Raw genomic sequence first — 15,679 nt, forward strand, 5'->3', positions numbered from 1 at the left:
GCACGCCAGTCCGCCACCGGCGCCGCTGCCCTCGCCACCGGCGCGCACCAGAGCGCGGACGGCGCCACCGCTCTCGCCACCGGCGCCGGGCAGACCGCGACCGGAGCCAGCAGCCTGGCCGCCGGCGCCGGCCAGACCGCCGACGGTGCCGCCACACTGAGCACCGGTGCAGCCTCCGCCGCCGACGGCGCGGCACGCCTCAGTTCCGGCGCGAACTCCGCCAGGTCCGGGGCCGAGACCCTCGCCACGGGCGCCTCGTCGCTCAGCGACGGCCTCGTCGGCCTCACGGACGGCGCGGGCACCCTGCGCGACGGGCTCACCGACGGCGTCGGCAGCATCCCGGACACTGACGCCCAGACCCTCGACCTGCAGGGCTCGACCATCGCCGACCCGGTCAACCTGCAGAAGGCGGCGGTGACCTCCGCGGGCACCTACGGCGCCGGCCTGGCCCCGTTCTTCGCCAGCCTCGCCGGCTGGATCGGCATCTACGCCCTGTTCCTGATCGTGAAGCCGGTCTCCCGCCGCGCCATCACGGCGCTGCACTCCCCTCTGAAGATCACCCTGGCCGGCTGGCTCACCCCCGGCATCCTGGGCCTCCTGCAGATGGCCGCCCTGTTCGCCATCCTCACCGGCGTGCTGCACTTCGAGGTGCACAACCCGCTCGGCACCTACGGCATGATGGGCCTGGCCGCGCTCACCTTTGCCGCGATCATCCTCGCGCTGAACGTCTGGCTGGGCAGCGTGGGCCAGTTCGTGGGCCTGGTGCTCATGGTGCTCCAACTGGTCACCGCCGGCGGCACCTTCCCGTGGCAGACCTTGCCGGCACCGCTGGCGTTCCTGCACCATGTGGTGCCGATGAGCTACGCCGTCGACGGCATCCGCCAGCTGATGTACGGCGGCAACCCGGCCACCGCCCTCAACGACGCCGGGGTGTTGCTGCTCTGGCTCACCGGGGCGCTGGTGCTCGCGGCGATCGGCGTGGTGCGGATGACGCACTTCCGCACCCTGCGCGACCTCAAACCCAGCCTGATCGGCTGACCCGCTCGCTTGCCATTCCGGCAAGAGAGTTTGCGCACGTGCCGTCGTGTTCGGCATCATCGAGCCAGCAGACGACCACATCCGAAAGGCCGACCCGATGACGCACAGCTTTGAGAAGGACTACTGGGAGCGGCACTGGGAACAGGCGCACGATCCGGCGTCCGACGTGTCGGGCCAGAGCAGCCCGAACCCGCATCTCGAACGGGAGATCGCCGGCCTTGAGCCCGGGACCGCCCTGGATGCCGGCTGCGGCACCGGTGCCGACGCCATCTGGCTGGCCGACCACGGCTGGCGGGTGACCGCCGCCGACATCTCCGCCGCCGCCCTCGAGGCAGCGACGGAACGGGCGACCGAGGCGTCGGTTGCGGAACGGGTGACCTGGCTCGAGGCCGACCTCACCACGTGGCTTCCGGCGGGCCGGTTCGACCTGGTGACCACCAGCTACGCGCACCCGGCGATACCGCAGCTCGCCTTCTATGAGCGCATCGCGGACTGGGTCGCCCCCGGTGGCACCCTGTTGATCGTCGGGCATCTGCACGAGCCGGCCTCGGCGGATCACGAAGGGGGCCACAAGCACGGCCACGGTCACGAGCACGGTCACGGTCCGGGCCAGCGGCCTCCCGCCGAAGCGACGGTCACCCTGGCGGACATCACCGGTCGTCTCGACCCGGCGACCTGGCGCATTGAGAGCGCCGAGGAGCACACCCGCACGGTCACCGGCCCGGAGGGCCGTTCCCTCCTGATGCGCGACGCGATCGTTCGGGCCACCCGGCACGCCTGAGCACGGCTGGCGCCTCGGCTACAATCGAACACATGTACTACGCAGCTGCAGGTGGTGCTCAACGGGGTCGGAGCACATGACGGCGCGCCCGGTCCTGCACGCTGACGCCGATGCCTTTTTCGCATCCGTCGCGCTGCGGTCGAGACCAGAGCTCGCCGCCGTGCCGGTTGCCGTGGTCGCCCATGTCTACATAGCCAGCGCGAACTACCCGGCTCGGGCGCGCGGTGTGCGCTCCGGATCGCTCGCCCAGGATGCGCTGAGGCAGTGTCCGGAGCTGATCCTGATCGATGTGCCGCGCGCGGAGGTCGAGGACGTGGGCGACGCCCTCTTCGACATCTTTCACACCAGCGCCACGGCGGTGGAGCCCGGTTCGATCGAGGAGGCCTTCCTCGACGTCGGCGCGACCGACTGGGCCGGCGCCATCGACGCCGGCCACGCGCTGCGCCGGCGGGTGGCCCGCGAACTCGGCATCCCCATCAGCGTCGGGGTGGGCAGCACCAAGCTGATGGCAAAGCTCGCCTCGCGCCGGGCGAAGCCCGACGGGCTCTCGGTGATCGACTCCGGAGAGGAAGCGGGTCTGCGCACGACCCTGCCGATCACCGACGTCTGGGGAATCGGTGCCACCACACTGCAGCGACTCCATCGCATCGGCGTGCTGAGGCTCGGCGACGTGGACGGAATCCCGCGGAACGAACTGCAGCATGTCTGCGGCACCGCGATGGCGCGGCGACTGTGGCGCATTCGGGAGGGCACCGACGATGCGGTGGTGCGCCCGGTCGAACAGCGCTCCTCCCTCACGGCCGAAGGATCCACCGCGGGCTACGCGCGGCCGGATAAGACGCCGACCGAGCTGGCCGAGGCCTGTGTCGAGCGGCTCTGTAAACGCGCCGAGCGGGCCGGCCTTGCGGGCACGGGGATCACTCTCACCCTGCGCCCGGAGACCGGCGGGAAGGCGATTGTGCTCAAGCGCACCCTCGTGGGCGCGACGACCGGCCGGGCGACCTGGCTCGCGGTGGCCGCCGACCTGCTGGCCGGCGAGTCGGTGCCCAGGCTGGCCGGGATGCGGGTCACCCTGACGGGACTGCTCCCGCTCGATCGGGTGCAACACACCCTGTTCTGACGAAGGGGGTGCGACCCGCGGGCCGGGTCACCGGGTCTCGACAAGCTCGACCAACGAAGGGGGTGCGACCGCAGGCCGGGTCACCAGGTCTCGACAGGCTCGACCAACGAGAGGGGTGCGACCCGCGGGCCGGGCCACCGGGTCTCGACAGGCTCGACCAACGAAGGGGTGCGACCGTTAGACGGCCGCCATCACCGCGGCGGCGACCGCGTCGGCCACCCGCTCGTCGAACGGGCTGGGCACGATGAAATCGGCGGCGAGGTCGTCGCCGACCAGGTCGGCGATGGCCATCGCGGCGGCGATCTTCATGGCGGTGGTGATGCGGCGGGCGCCGGCATCCAGGGCACCCCGGAAGATGCCGGGGAAGGCGAGCACGTTGTTGATCTGGTTGGGGTAGTCGCTGCGTCCGGTGGCCACGATCCTGGCGTAGCGGCCGGCGACGTCGGGGGCCACCTCAGGGTCGGGGTTGGAGAGCGCGAAGATCATGGCGTCATCGGACATCGTCGCGAGCAGGGATTCTTCCACGGTGCTGGAGGAGACGCCGACGAAGACGTCGGCGCCGGCGAGCGCCTGCGCCGGGCCGCCGTCGATCTGGCGGGGGTTCGACGTCCCGGCGAACTCGGCCTTGACGCCGGTCAGGTCGATGCGGTGGCCGCTGAGGATGCCGCGGGAGTCCAGCAGCACGACGTCCCGGATGCCCACCTCGAGCAGGATCGCGGCGATCGCGATCCCCGCGGCGCCCGCGCCGGAGACGACGACCCGCAGGCCGGCGCGGTCCCGGCCGAGCACCTTGGCGCCGTTGGTGATCGCGGCCAGTACCACGACGGCGGTGCCGTGCTGGTCGTCGTGCATGACGGGCATGTCGAGGGCCTCGATGAGCTTGGCCTCGAGCTCGAAGCACCGCGGCGCCGAGACGTCTTCGAGGTTCACCGCGCCGAAGCTGTGCTGCAGGCGCACGAGGGTCTCGACGATCTCGTCGACGTTGGTGGTGTCGAGCACCAGGGGGATCGAGTTCAGCCCGGCGAAGCGCTGGAACAGGGCCGACTTGCCCTCCATCACGGGTAGCGCGGCGGCCGGGCCGATGTCGCCCAGGCCCAGTACCGCGGTGCCGTCGCTGACGACGGCCACGAGCCGGCTCGCCCAGGTGTGCGATGCGGCCACGGCGGCATCGGTGTGGATCGCGCGGCTGACCTCGGCCACGCCCGGGGTGTAGACGATGGCCAGGTCACGCCGGGTGTCGATGGGTCGGGCCAGTTCGATGCGCAGCTTGCCGCCCTCGTGGGCGGCGAAGATCTCGTCGGTGGTGACGACGGCTGGCTGAACGGGGGTGGTCAGAGTCATGGAGCGGGCCTTTGCGGTCGAGACACGAAAAAGCCGCACACTTCCTGAAGGATCTCCAGACCGGCCTGGGATCAGGCTACGGCCACCATGGCTCGAATGAACGGGACCATTGGCCTAGTCTCCTGTTCGCCTCCGGCGCGAACAGCGGCGCCGAGTTGCCGCAGATGCCCCCTTGGCGGGCATCGAAGGGGCAGTACGGCCGAAGTCGCGGAGGAGCCCGGCGGCGACTCGCTGCAGAATGCCCCTTCGGATGCGGCGAAGGGGCATTCTGAAGCAACTCGGCGATCTAGCGCGGCTCGGATGCCTCCAGCGCGTCGTCGGCACGGTCGCCGGCGTCGGGACCCCCGGCGGCCGGGTGCGACTTCGGGTGGCCGTGCTGAGCGGCCTCGAGGGCCTCGGCCTCCGCACCGCCGACGGCCTCGCCGCGGGCGACCATTCCGGCGACGTCGGAGAGCTTGATCTGCTTGAGCACCAGGGAGAGGATGAAGGCCAGGCCGATGAACGGCAGCAGGTACCAGAACACCGGGGCCAGGGCATCCGCGTAGGCGGCCACGACCCCGTCGCGCACGACGTCCGGCAGGGCGTTCAGGGTCTGCGGGTCGATGCTGGCCGTCGCGTCCGCCGCATCCGCCGCGCTCGCACCGGCGCCGGCGAACACGCCGGTGAGGTTCTCGGTGAGGCGGGAGGTGAAGATCGTGCCGAACACCGCGACGCCGAGAGCCGCACCCACCTCACGGAAGTAGTTGTTCGTGCTCGTCGCGGTGCCGACCATCGACGGGTCAACCGAGTTCTGCGCCACCAGGACGACGACCTGCATGATCAGGCCGAGGCCCGCGCCGAAGACGAACAGGTACACGCAGATCAGCCAGATCGGCGTTTCGGCGGCGAGGGTGGTCATGGCGACCATGGCCAGCGCGGTGAGGATCGTCCCGAGGATCGGGAACATCTTGTACTTGCCGGTCTTGGTGATCGCGATACCCGAGATGATCGATGTGCCGATGAGGCCGGCCATCATCGGCAGCATCAGCAGGCCGGATGCCGCCGCCGACGTGCCCGAGGACATCTGCAGGAAGGTGGGCACGAACCCGATCGCCGAGAACATGCCCAGGCCCAGGGTGAGGCCGATCGCGGTGGCGTTGACGAAGGTGGGGTTGCGGAACAGCGACAGCGGGATGATCGGGTCGGCGGCGCGCGCCTCGACGAGCACGAAGAGCAGCGCGGAGACGACGAGACCGGCACCGAACAGCCAGGTCTCGGCGGCGGCCCAGCCGTGGGCGGAGTCGCCGCCGAAGTCGGTGAAGAAGATCAGGCAGGTCGTGAACGCGCTCAGGAGCACCACACCGAGGATGTCGATGGGCTGGGTGGCCTTCTTGCTGGGCAGCTTGAGGGTGAACCAGGCGATGGCGAACGCCGCGATGCCCACGGGGATGTTGATGTAGAACGCCCACTGCCAGGTGAGGTGGTCGACGAAGTAGCCGCCGAGCAGGGGGCCGCCGACGGCGGAGAGGCCGAAGACGGCGCCGAGCGGGCCGAGGTACTTGCCCCGCTCCGAGGCCGGCACGATGTCGGCGATGATCGCCTGGGAGAGGATCATCAGGCCACCGCCACCGAGGCCCTGTACGGCGCGCCAGACCACCAGCTGGGTGAAGTCGCCCGCGAAGGCACAGCCGACCGAGGCCAGGGTGAAGAGGGCGATCGCGATGAGGAACAGGTTGCGCCGGCCGAGCACGTCACCGAACTTGCCGTAGACGGGCATCACGATGGTCGTCGCCAGCAGGTACGCGGTGGTCAGCCAGACCTGGTGCTCCACGCCGCCGAGCTGGCCGACGATGGTGGGCATCGCGGTGGAGACGATGGTCTGGTCGAGGCTGGACAGGAGCATGCCGGCGATCAGGGCGCCGAAGATGATCCAGATTCGCCGCTTGGTGAGGAGGATCGGCGCCTCGGAGGTGGTGGTCACGAAATATTGCCTTTCAGGGAGTGGGTACGGCCAGCACGAGGCGCATGGCGTCGAGCGAAGAAGAGAGGATGACGGCGAAGTCTTGGTCATTCGCCGGATCGACGAAGGTGGCGGCGGTGGATTTCATCAGTGAACCGACGATGCTCACGATCGCCGCAGCACGCGGGTCGTCGCCGTCGACGCCCTGCCTCTCGACGATGAGGCCGCGGAGCTGGCGGTCGCGGTCCCTGGACAGGCCGATGAAACGGGCCAGCAGGCGCGGCTCACGTTCCAGGGCCACCATCAGGTCGCTGTGCTCCCGGGGGTCCATCTCATCGGATTCAATGTGCTGGATGGCCAGGTCGATCAGGTCGTTGAGCACCTGCGGCCACTCGCCCGCTCCGCGGGCCAGGAACTTTTCGGCGAAGAGTCGGTACTCGTCGTCGGGATTGACCCCGATGACGGCGTCTTCCTTGCTGGCGAAGTAGTTGAAGAAGGTGCGCCGGGACACGTCGACGGCGGCGCACACCTCCTCGATCGTGAAACCGGCCAGGCCGCGCTCGGCCGTGAGCCGACGCGACACCGCCGTGAGATTGGCGGCGGTTTTACGCATCCGTCTCTCAACACGGGAAGTGGTTGCACTTTCTGACATAGAGTGCAGTTTTGCATCATTGGACACACAGTGCAAGTTGAATCCCGACGCTCGGGGTCAGGCTTGGCGACAGGTCACCCGGCGCTGTATGGTCAGTGGATGCTGACCATTGCGAGCCACCTCGACGTCATGAATCGCCTGGGTCGTGCGATGGCCGACCCCACCCGGTCCCGCATCCTGCTGAGCCTGCTCGAGGCGCCCGGCTACCCGGCCCGGATCGCCCGGTCTCTCGACCTCACCCGGTCGAACGTCTCCAACCACCTGAGCTGCCTGCGCGGCTGCGGCATCGTGGCCGCGGTGCCCGAGGGCCGGCAGACCCGGTACGAGATCGCCGACCCGCACCTGACCCGCGCGCTCGCGGCCCTCGTGGAGGTGGTGCTCGCCGTCGACGACGGTGAGCCGTGCACCGAAACCGACTGCGACGTTCCCGGCTGCTGCGGAACCGCCACATGACCGCCACGAACACGGCATCGTCACTCGACCCGGCCCGTCGCCTGGTGCTGCAGCGACGCATCCGCCTGGTGGTGGCGATCACCATCAGCTACAACGTGATCGAGGCGGGCATCGCCCTGGCCGCCGGCACCGTCGCCTCCTCCGCCGCACTGGTCGGCTTCGGCCTCGACTCGATCGTCGAGGTGCTCTCGGCGGCGGCGATCGCCTGGCAGTTCGCGGCACCGGACCCGGAGAAGCGCGAGCGGGCGGCCCTTCGGGTGATCGCCGTCTCCTTCTTCGCGCTGGCGGCCTACGTGAGCGTGGATGCTGCCCTGTCGCTGTTCGGCGTGCGCGAGGCAGAGCACAGCCCGGTGGGGATCGCCCTGGCCGCGGTGAGCCTGGCGATCATGCCGGTCATGAGCTGGTTCGAGCGTCGCACCGGCCGGGAACTCGGGTCGGCATCCGCCGTCGCCGACTCGAAGCAGACCCTGCTCTGCAGCTACCTCTCCGCCGCACTGCTGGCCGGGTTGCTGCTCAACTCACTGCTCGGCTGGGCCTGGGCGGACTCGGTCGCGGCGCTGGTGATCGCCGGCTTCGCGGTGAAGGAGGGCCGCGAGGCGTGGCGCGGCGACGCCTGCACGGTTCCGGTTTCGGCGCTCACCGGCGAGCGCGCCGCCGAGACCGGCCACTGATCACCCCTCGGCGACGCCGGAGGTCGTCGCCGCACCGGTTATGGCCCACCGCGCCCGCTATAGCGGGCGCGATGGGCCATACGAGGTGCGGCGAAGCGGATGCCTAGACCGGCGACTCCTGGTGCGCCGCGATCGCCCAGCCGCCGTTGCTCTCGTCGAAGAGGTACGTGGTGGACATCTGCAGCTCGGTCGCGGTGTCGCCGCGCCAGGCCATGGACCGGTAGACCAACACGCCAGCGTGCTCGCCCAAGCGAATGACGGCCGGCTCGTGCAGCTCGTACCGGTCCAGCGGAGCGGCGGCCTTGAACGCGGCGCGCACGTCGTCGCGGCCGAGCACCACCCCCGGCAGGATCAGCAGGCCGTCACCGGTCATGGTGCGCTGGTAGTAGTCACCGCCCTTGCCGGCGAGGATGGCGCGCCACCCCTCGTGGGCTTCGTGCAGGAGTCTGGCAGGGAGATCGTCGGTGATCGCAGTCATGACTCCACGCTAGCCCTCGGCCGGGCCGGGCGGGTCAGAATTTGTGCTGCAGAATCCAGGCGTGCATGGTGACCGCGGCCGCCGCGGAGGCGTTCATCGAGCGAGTCGAGCCGAACTGGCTGATCTCCACCAGGGCGTCCCCGGCGGCGACGGCCTCCGGTGAGAGGCCGGGACCCTCCTGGCCGAACAACAGCACACAACGCTCGGGGAAGCTGAAGGTCTCCATGATCACGCTGCCGGGCAGGTTGTCGATGGCGATGATCGGCAGGTTCTCGGTGTGGGCCCACTCCACGAACGCCGCCACATCCGGGTGGTGCAGCACGTGCTGGTAGCGGTCGGTCACCATGGCGCCGCGCTTGTTCCAGCGCTTGCGGCCGATGATGTGCACGGTGTCGGCGCCGAACGCATTGGCGCTGCGCACGATGGAGCCGATGTTCATGTCGTGCTGCCAGTTCTCGATGGCCACGTGGAACGGGTTGCGCGTCTCGTCGAGGTCGGCGACGATCGCCGCCATCGTCCAGTACCGGTACCGGTCGACCACGTTGCGGGTGTCACCACGCTCGAGCAGCTCACGGTCGTAGTACGGCTCGTCCGGCCACTCCCCGGCCCACGGGCCGACCCCGTTGGTGGACAGCTCTGGGGTGGGATTCAACGGTTCTGGCACTGCACAACCGTATCCCGCCGGCGCGCGAGGTACGGCACGCCCGGTTGCTTTCCGCAGTTTTGTACCGCTACATTGTTTGTATTGCTACGAAGGCGGATGTCGGCCTTCTGCCCGGGGAATGGAGGCGCGTGTGTCCTATGTGTTCGTGTGTTGTGCCATCGCGATCATGTCTGCCTTCACCCCGCTCAGCTCGAGCAAACCCGCCAACCGGGCGCGGGAGCTCGACGCGTACGCGCGCCGCCTGGGCGTCGCCGTGCCCGTCGACACCGCCGAGGGCCTCATCGGCCAGCTCATCCGCCGGGAGCGCGCGCTCCTGACCGGCGGGGGCACGGGAATCGCGATCGCCGTCATCACCGCCCTGCTCCTCCCCGGCGGCTTCAACGCCGGCTACGTTCCCGTACTGATCTTCGCCGGCCTGGGCGTCGGCAGCGCCATCGGCGCCGCACTCGCGTCGGCGGTGAGCGCATTCACTCGCCTCGCCGGACCGCGGGTCGCCCGGTCGTCCATTCCCGGGTATGCGGACTACGTGCCGCCGCTGGAGCGCTGGAGCGGACGGGTCCTGCCGGCCCTCGCGCTGCTGGCCGTCCTCGCCGCCTGGATCGCCTTCAGCGTCGGGGCGCTCGGCGACGCACGGCTCTCCTCGGCCTACATCTGGGGGTCGGCCGGAGCCTGGCTCGCCTACGCCTCGGTCGCCGGGCTGGTGGTCTCCGAGGTGCTCTCCCGCCGCATCCTCGATCGAGGCCAGCCGTCGGCATCCGCCACCGACCTCGCCTGGAACGACGGCCTGCGCTCGCGAGCCCTGCGCGACCTGCACGCCGTGCCCATCGTGCTGGGCTTCGTGTCGGTCCTGAGCACTTTCTTCGACATCGGCTTCCAGGCCGACTACGCGGGTGGTGTCGCCACCGCGGCGGCGGTTGCCGTCGGGATCCCCGCCACTCTGATGGCCGGCGGGATCACCCTGCTCATCCTCGATCTCACCTCGAGGCCGCAGCAGCACTACTGGCGGCGGCTCTGGGCCGACCGAGCGACCGGCACCCCGGCGTGATCCTCGTCATCGACCCCGACTCCGGCGTCGCCCCCTACGAACAGCTTCGATCGCAGATCGTCGCGGCCGTGGGTGCCGGAGACCTGAAAGCCGGCGCGCGGCTGCCCACGGTGCGACGCCTGGCCGATGACCTGGGCATCGCACCGAATACGGTGGCGCGCAGCTATCGCGAGCTCGAGCGCGACGGTCTGATCGCAACCCACGGCCGCAACGGCTCCGTGATCACCGATGGTGCGACGTCCGGCTCGGCAGAGGATGCCGCTCAGGCCTACGCGCGCCGGGCCGCCGAGTTGGGCCTGACCCGTGATGCCGCGCTCGAGCTCGTGCGGGCGGCCCTGGACGGCACGGCGGCTGGTGCGCCCGCCCCCGGACGCTGAGACCCGCCACACCCAGCTTCCGTTCACCTCGGGTTCGCTACCCTTGGTCGCAGGGTGCGCACCAGCCGGCAGCCGCGGCGGTTCCGACCGCGTCCTCGCGCCGGCACCATCCGATCGAGACCGCACTCATGACCCCGACCGGAAGGCAATTCCATGCATCCCACACTCTTCGGCATCGACTTCCTCGACTCCGAGTGGCTGATCGGTTGGTTCGGATCGTTCGTGCTGCTGGGCGTCGCCGCCGTGGTGTTCGTCGAGACCGGCTTCATCGTGCTGTCGTTCCTACCGGGCGACTCCCTGCTCTTCACCGTGGGGCTGCTCACCGCCACCGGCGACGTGCCGTTCCCCATCTTCGTGACCTGTGCGATCATCTTCGTCGCCGCGTTCGCGGGTGACCAACTGGCCTACGGCGTGGGTCGCAAGGCCGGACCGGCCGTCTTCGCGCGCGAGCAGAACCGGTTCTTCAACCCGAAGAACGTCGAACGCACCAACGCGTTCTTCGCCAAGCACGGCGGCAAGGCCGTCATCATCGCTCGGTTCCTGCCCGTCTTCCGCGCCTTCGTGCCCCTCGCCGCCGGCGTCGGCAAAATGAGCTACCGCACCTTCGTGACCTTCAACCTGATCGGCGCGTTCGCCTGGGGCGTCGGCCTCACCATGGTGGGCTTCCTGCTCGGTCAGATCCAGTTCGTCGCCGACTACTCCGAGTACTTCATCATCGGCATCGTGCTGCTCTCGGGCATCCCGATCCTCTCCGAGCTCTTCAAAGCCGGGCGCGAGGCCATGCGCACCCGCGGCCACGCCACCGTGCCCCCCGTCGAGCTGCCCGAGGACGTGCGCGAGTAGGGTCCTCGGTCCGACCGATGCCCACCCCGGACTGGGGCTAACCTTCGCCACATGACCCTCGCTACATTGAGGGATTAATACTGCCGAGCGACCGCACGGGACAGCAGAATCATTCGACCCGGGGGGCGTCGCGATGGGACGGTTCATCTACGACTCCACGCTGACCGTGACCCTGGACGACCTCCTCCTCAGCCACCTCCAGGCCGTGGTCGGCGCCAAGTTCCGTCTCCAGCAGTCCTTCTACTTCAGCTGGGGCTACCCGGCCAATACCGGGGAGACCCGCACCACGATCTGGTTGACGCCAGGCATCTCCGTGCAGTTTCACTATCGCACCGCCCGCACACCCGCCCTTGACCGGGACCGGATCAGCGCACTCCTCGCCCAGGCGAACAGCCCCAACGGTCTCGTGCTGGTGATCGACTGAGGCGACGGGCGGCACGGTTGTCGGCAGTGGCATCCACAGCCAGGGGGTTTCGGCTGGCCTAAATATTCACTAACATTTAGGCATGCCTCAATCTGACCCTGCCGACACCGCGACCGTCGCGGCACCCGACGCCCCTCCTGCGCTGAGCTCGGCGACCTCCACCCGACTGCTCTGGCTGCTCGGCCCGGCGCTGGTGGCCGGGGTGGCCTATCTCGACCCGGGCAACGTGGCCAGCAACATGACCGCGGGTGCCCGCTACGGCTACCTGCTGGTCTGGGTGGTCGTGGCCGGCAACCTGATGGCCTGGTTGATCCAGTACCTGTCGGCGAAGCTGGGCATCGTCACCGGCACCAGCCTGCCGGAGATCCTCGGGGTACGCCTGCGGCGCCCGGCCGCCCGCCGGCTCTACTGGGTGCAGGCCGAGCTCGTGGCCATGGCCACCGACCTGGCCGAGATCATCGGCGGCGCCGTGGCCCTCAACCTGCTCTTCGGGCTGCCGCTGCTGGCTGGCGGCGTGATCACCGGTGTCATCTCGATGATCGTGCTCACGGTGCAGACCCGGCGCGGTCCGCGCGTGTTCGAGCGGGTCATCGTGGCCCTGCTGCTGATCATCACGGTGGGCTTCGCCGCCGGGGTGTTCTTCGCGCCGCCGGACGCCCAGGGCGTTCTCGACGGCCTGGTGCCGCGTTTTCAGGGCGCGGATTCGGTACTGCTCGCGGCGTCGATCCTCGGTGCCACGATCATGCCGCACGCCATCTACGCGCACTCCGCGCTCGCCCGGGACAGGTTCCCGATGCAGGAAGGGCCCGCCGCGACCCGGCGTCTGCTCTGGGCGACGAAGTGGGATGTGACGATCGCCATGGCCATCGCCGGCACCGTCAACCTCGCCATCCTGCTGCTCGCGGCCTCTGCCCTGCAGGGGGTGCCGGGCACCGACTCGCTCGAGGGAGCGTACGCGGCCCTCGCGACCACGCTCGGTCCGGCCATCGCGACGATATTCGCGGTCGGGCTGTTGGCTTCCGGTCTCGCCTCCACCTCAGTGGGCGCCTACGCCGGCGCCGAGATCATGCACGGCCTGCTCAAACTACGGGTGCCGCTGCTGCTGCGCCGCGTGGTCACGCTGATCCCGGCGCTGCTGATCCTCGGCGTGGGATTCGACCCCACCCAGGCTCTCGTGCTGAGTCAGGTGGTGCTGTCGTTCGGCATCCCGTTCGCCCTCATCCCGTTGGTGTGGCTCACGGCGCAGCGCGGCCTGCTGGGCGACTACGCCAACCGCTGGTTCACCACGGCCGCCGGCGCCGTGGCCGCGGTGCTTCTGGTGACCCTCAACGCCGTGCTGCTCGTGCTCGTCTTCACCGCCGCATGACCCGGCCAGCTACCCTGAGGGGGTCATGAAACCCACCACACCTGCCGCAGAGGACTACCTCAAGACGATCTACGCGCACACCGAGTGGCAGCCGGCGCCGATCACGCCCCGGGTGCTGGCCACCCGGCTGGGCATCGCCCCGTCGTCGGTGACCGAGATGGTGAAGAAGCTCGCCGCCGACGGGTTCATCGCCCACGTGCCGTACGGCCCGCTCACCCTCACCGCGGCCGGGCGGATGCGCGCCACGGCCGTGGTGCGCCGGCACCGGCTGATCGAGACCTGGCTGGTGCGGGAACTCGGCTACACCTGGGACGAGGTGCACGACGAGGCCGAGGTGCTCGAGCACGCGATCTCAGACCGGCTGCTCGAGGCCATCGACGCCCATCTGGGCCACCCGGCGGCCGACCCGCACGGCGATCCCATCCCCGCCGCCGACGGCTCCAGCGCCCGGGTGCCCGCGATCCTGCTCGCGGATGCGCCGCCCGGCCACGCCGGAACCGTGCTGCGGGTCAGCGACCGCGATCCGAGCATCCTGCGCGCCCTGGCCGAGGCGGGCATCCGCCCCGGCAGCCACCTGAACGTGGTCGACGCGCAGACCGTGCGCCTGCCCGCCGGGGAGCTGCACCCGCTCGCTCCGGACGCTGCCGATGCCATCTGGCTCACTCGCTGACCGGCGGTTCCGCGGCGCGGAGTGCAGTGGCGGGGTGACGCCCGCAAACCTCTCCCCGATAGTCTGGATGCGGCAGCCTGTCCCCCTGGTTGCGCCCGAGTGCGTCCCACAAGAAGGAGCGAGTCATGAGAACCCGTGACGAGATCGAATGCTGGCTCACCGACATGGACGGCGTCCTGGTGCACGAGAACCAGGCCCTGCCCGGCGCTGCCGAACTGCTGCAGCAGTGGACCGATGCGGGCACGCCGTTCCTGGTGTTGACGAACAACTCCATCTTCACGCCGCGTGACCTGTCGGCCCGGCTGCGCTCTTCGGGGCTGAACGTGCCGGAGGAGCGCATCTGGACCTCCGCGCTGGCCACCGCCGACTTCCTCAAGCAGCAGAGCCCCGGCGGCACGGCGTTCGTGATCGGCGAGGTGGGGCTCACCACAGCGCTGCACGAGGCCGGCTTCATCATGACCGAGACCGACCCCGACTATGTGGTGGTGGGTGAGACCCGCAACTACTCGTTCGAGGCCATCACCAAGGCCATCCGGCTGCTGCTCAAGGGCGCCCGGTTCATCGTGACCAACCCGGATGCGACCGGTCCCAGCGCCGAGGGACCGATGCCGGCCACCGGCGCGATCGCCGCGCTGATCACCAAGGCCACCGGCATGGAACCCTATGTCGTGGGCAAGCCCAATCCGATGATGTTCCGCTCGGCGATGAACCGCATCGGCGCACACTCGGAAAACACCGGCATGATCGGCGACCGGATGGACACCGACATCGTGGCCGGCATCGAGGCCGGTCTGCACACCGTTCTGGTGCTCACCGGCATCAGCGACCCCGCCGAGATCGCCCGCTACCCGTTCCGTCCCGACGAGATCCTCGACGGCGTGCACCAGCTCCTTGCCGCCGGACCGATCGAGTCCGACGAGATCTAGCCGCCGGCACACCGCGGTCACGCAGAAAGCCGGGCCCGAGGGCCCGGCTTTCTGTGTGTGCGGAGTTGCTGCGGCGGGGTGTCAGGCGGCCGGGGACAGGCTCGCGGTGAGCGGCTCGCCCGAGGACCGGCTCGCGAAGCAGTAGAAGTACCGTTCGCCGGCGTCCCACTGCTCTGCGGTCACCGGGTAGCTGCCCTGCAGCTGCACATCGGCATAGGCGCCAGCGGCCTCGAAGTCGATCACGCCAGGAGCGCTGCAGAGCACGTTGATCTGGTCGGCGAACGCCTGCTCACCGGGGAACGGTGAACCGCTGTCGCCCTCGAGGATCCCGCGATGGACCAGCTGGCCCGTGTGCGGGGTGGCGCAGTCGACGACGGTGAACTCTTCCTCCCACGGCGACGTGTACGGCTCGAGGCACTCGGTGCCGAACAGGGTGTTCCAGGCGTGCACGCCGACCGGTTGCGGGCCAGGGGCGGCGGGTTCCGCGGCGGTCGTCGGCGGTGTGGTGGCGCTCGGCTCCGCTGACGCGGATTCGGTGGGAGCGGCCGCCGGAGTGTCGCCCAGGCTCTGTCCCAGGAAGAACAATCCGATGATCACGAGCACCGCGATCACGGCTCCCACGACCCAGCGCAGGTCTCGCTTCGTGGGGCTGCGCGGCGGCCCGCCATCGGCCGGGCCGCCATCGGCCGGACCGCGGCGACGGGGACCGGGTTCGTCGGCAGACGGGGCCGGTACGGCGTGCGCGTCGTGGCCGGGCGCAGCTGTAGCTGCGCCGGTTGCCGCGGCCGCGGTCGCGGCGGACACGGGGGCACCGGCCGGCGATAGTTCGGGCAGTGGCGCGTCCCCGTGCGCGGCGCGCCGCGACACCGGCGCGGTGTCGTGATCGGGGGC

General features: G+C 69.9%; 17 protein-coding genes and 1 pseudogene. 12 read left to right on the forward strand and 6 right to left on the reverse strand.

Translation table 11 applies throughout. The features are described from left to right. The 3 genes from CXY76_RS00160 to CXY76_RS00170 all read left to right on the forward strand — a co-directional run. On the forward strand, positions 1-1,038 hold a 1,038-nt coding region (locus CXY76_RS00160), incomplete at its 5' end, for a YhgE/Pip family protein (protein WP_158253808.1). A gap of 97 nt (positions 1,039-1,135) precedes the next feature. After that, a complete protein-coding gene (locus CXY76_RS00165; protein ID WP_104162279.1) occupies positions 1,136-1,819 on the forward strand; it encodes a bifunctional 2-polyprenyl-6-hydroxyphenol methylase/3-demethylubiquinol 3-O-methyltransferase UbiG in 684 nt (227 codons plus the stop codon). A gap of 76 nt (positions 1,820-1,895) precedes the next feature. Beyond that, on the forward strand, positions 1,896-2,939 hold the full coding sequence (locus tag CXY76_RS00170; protein ID WP_104162265.1) for a DNA polymerase IV: 1,044 nt from the start codon (positions 1,896-1,898) through the stop codon (positions 2,937-2,939). Between the two features lie 177 nt (positions 2,940-3,116). Here CXY76_RS00170 and CXY76_RS00175 read toward each other — a convergent pair whose 3' ends face one another. The 3 genes from CXY76_RS00175 to CXY76_RS00185 all read right to left on the reverse strand — a co-directional run bounded on the left by CXY76_RS00175 (position 3,117) and on the right by CXY76_RS00185 (position 6,832). After that, positions 3,117-4,280, reverse strand: a complete 1,164-nt coding sequence (locus CXY76_RS00175) for an NADP-dependent malic enzyme (protein WP_104162266.1) — start codon at positions 4,278-4,280, stop codon at positions 3,117-3,119. Between the two features lie 286 nt (positions 4,281-4,566). Next, positions 4,567-6,240 carry an MDR family MFS transporter gene (locus tag CXY76_RS00180; RefSeq protein ID WP_233199486.1) on the reverse strand — a complete coding sequence of 558 codons (1,674 nt, stop codon included), beginning with the start codon at positions 6,238-6,240 and terminating at the stop codon, positions 4,567-4,569. A 13-nt stretch (positions 6,241-6,253) separates the two neighbouring features. Continuing rightward, positions 6,254-6,832: a TetR/AcrR family transcriptional regulator gene (locus CXY76_RS00185; RefSeq protein WP_158253809.1), complete on the reverse strand. Its 579-nt coding sequence runs from the start codon at positions 6,830-6,832 to the stop codon at positions 6,254-6,256. A gap of 138 nt (positions 6,833-6,970) precedes the next feature. On the opposite strand from CXY76_RS00185, the gene CXY76_RS00190 reads away from it, so the two are divergent. Continuing rightward, positions 6,971-7,324: a helix-turn-helix transcriptional regulator gene (locus CXY76_RS00190; protein WP_104162269.1), complete on the forward strand. Its 354-nt coding sequence runs from the start codon at positions 6,971-6,973 to the stop codon at positions 7,322-7,324. Further along, entirely contained in the window at positions 7,321-7,995 is a 675-nt protein-coding gene (locus CXY76_RS00195) for a cation transporter (RefSeq protein WP_104162270.1), read from the forward strand. The genes CXY76_RS00190 and CXY76_RS00195 overlap by 4 nt, the downstream gene beginning before the upstream one ends. A gap of 103 nt (positions 7,996-8,098) precedes the next feature. Here the strand turns inward: CXY76_RS00195 and CXY76_RS00200 are convergent, their stop codons facing one another. Then, positions 8,099-8,473 carry a DUF4440 domain-containing protein gene (locus CXY76_RS00200; RefSeq protein WP_104162271.1) on the reverse strand — a complete coding sequence of 125 codons (375 nt, stop codon included), beginning with the start codon at positions 8,471-8,473 and terminating at the stop codon, positions 8,099-8,101. 34 nt (positions 8,474-8,507) lie between these two features. Continuing rightward, positions 8,508-9,137, reverse strand: a complete 630-nt coding sequence (locus CXY76_RS00205; protein ID WP_104162272.1) for a TrmH family RNA methyltransferase — start codon at positions 9,135-9,137, stop codon at positions 8,508-8,510. Between the two features lie 166 nt (positions 9,138-9,303). Here CXY76_RS00205 and CXY76_RS00210 point away from each other — a divergent pair, with 166 nt between their 5' ends. The 7 genes from CXY76_RS00210 (at position 9,304) to CXY76_RS00235 (ending at position 14,788) form a co-directional block, all read left to right on the forward strand. Next, entirely contained in the window at positions 9,304-10,182 is an 879-nt protein-coding gene (locus CXY76_RS00210) for a hypothetical protein (protein WP_199190145.1), read from the forward strand. Then, a complete protein-coding gene (locus tag CXY76_RS19485; protein ID WP_369826041.1) occupies positions 10,179-10,559 on the forward strand; it encodes a GntR family transcriptional regulator in 381 nt (126 codons plus the stop codon). The genes CXY76_RS00210 and CXY76_RS19485 overlap by 4 nt, the downstream gene beginning before the upstream one ends. A gap of 153 nt (positions 10,560-10,712) precedes the next feature. After that, positions 10,713-11,402, forward strand: a complete 690-nt coding sequence (locus tag CXY76_RS00215) for a DedA family protein (RefSeq protein ID WP_104162273.1) — start codon at positions 10,713-10,715, stop codon at positions 11,400-11,402. A 133-nt stretch (positions 11,403-11,535) separates the two neighbouring features. Continuing rightward, complete coding sequence (locus tag CXY76_RS00220; RefSeq protein WP_104162274.1) at positions 11,536-11,826, forward strand: ATP-dependent DNA ligase; 291 nt, start codon at positions 11,536-11,538, stop codon at positions 11,824-11,826. A gap of 82 nt (positions 11,827-11,908) precedes the next feature. Beyond that, positions 11,909-13,192 carry an Nramp family divalent metal transporter gene (locus CXY76_RS00225; RefSeq protein ID WP_104162275.1) on the forward strand — a complete coding sequence of 428 codons (1,284 nt, stop codon included), beginning with the start codon at positions 11,909-11,911 and terminating at the stop codon, positions 13,190-13,192. 25 nt (positions 13,193-13,217) lie between these two features. Next, the gene (locus CXY76_RS00230; RefSeq protein WP_104162276.1) at positions 13,218-13,862 is read left to right on the forward strand and encodes a metal-dependent transcriptional regulator; all 645 of its coding nucleotides are present in this window, start codon (positions 13,218-13,220) and stop codon (positions 13,860-13,862) included. Positions 13,863-13,987: 125 nt separating this feature from the next. Beyond that, positions 13,988-14,788 carry an HAD-IIA family hydrolase gene (locus CXY76_RS00235; RefSeq protein ID WP_104162277.1) on the forward strand — a complete coding sequence of 267 codons (801 nt, stop codon included), beginning with the start codon at positions 13,988-13,990 and terminating at the stop codon, positions 14,786-14,788. A gap of 81 nt (positions 14,789-14,869) precedes the next feature. Here the strand turns inward: CXY76_RS00235 and CXY76_RS00240 are convergent. After that, positions 14,870-15,679: pseudogene (locus CXY76_RS00240) on the reverse strand (large membrane associated protein); the annotation flags it as partial.

The sequence above is a fragment of the Cryobacterium sp. N22 genome (assembly GCF_002929555.1).
Taxonomy (GTDB): domain Bacteria; phylum Actinomycetota; class Actinomycetes; order Actinomycetales; family Microbacteriaceae; genus Cryobacterium.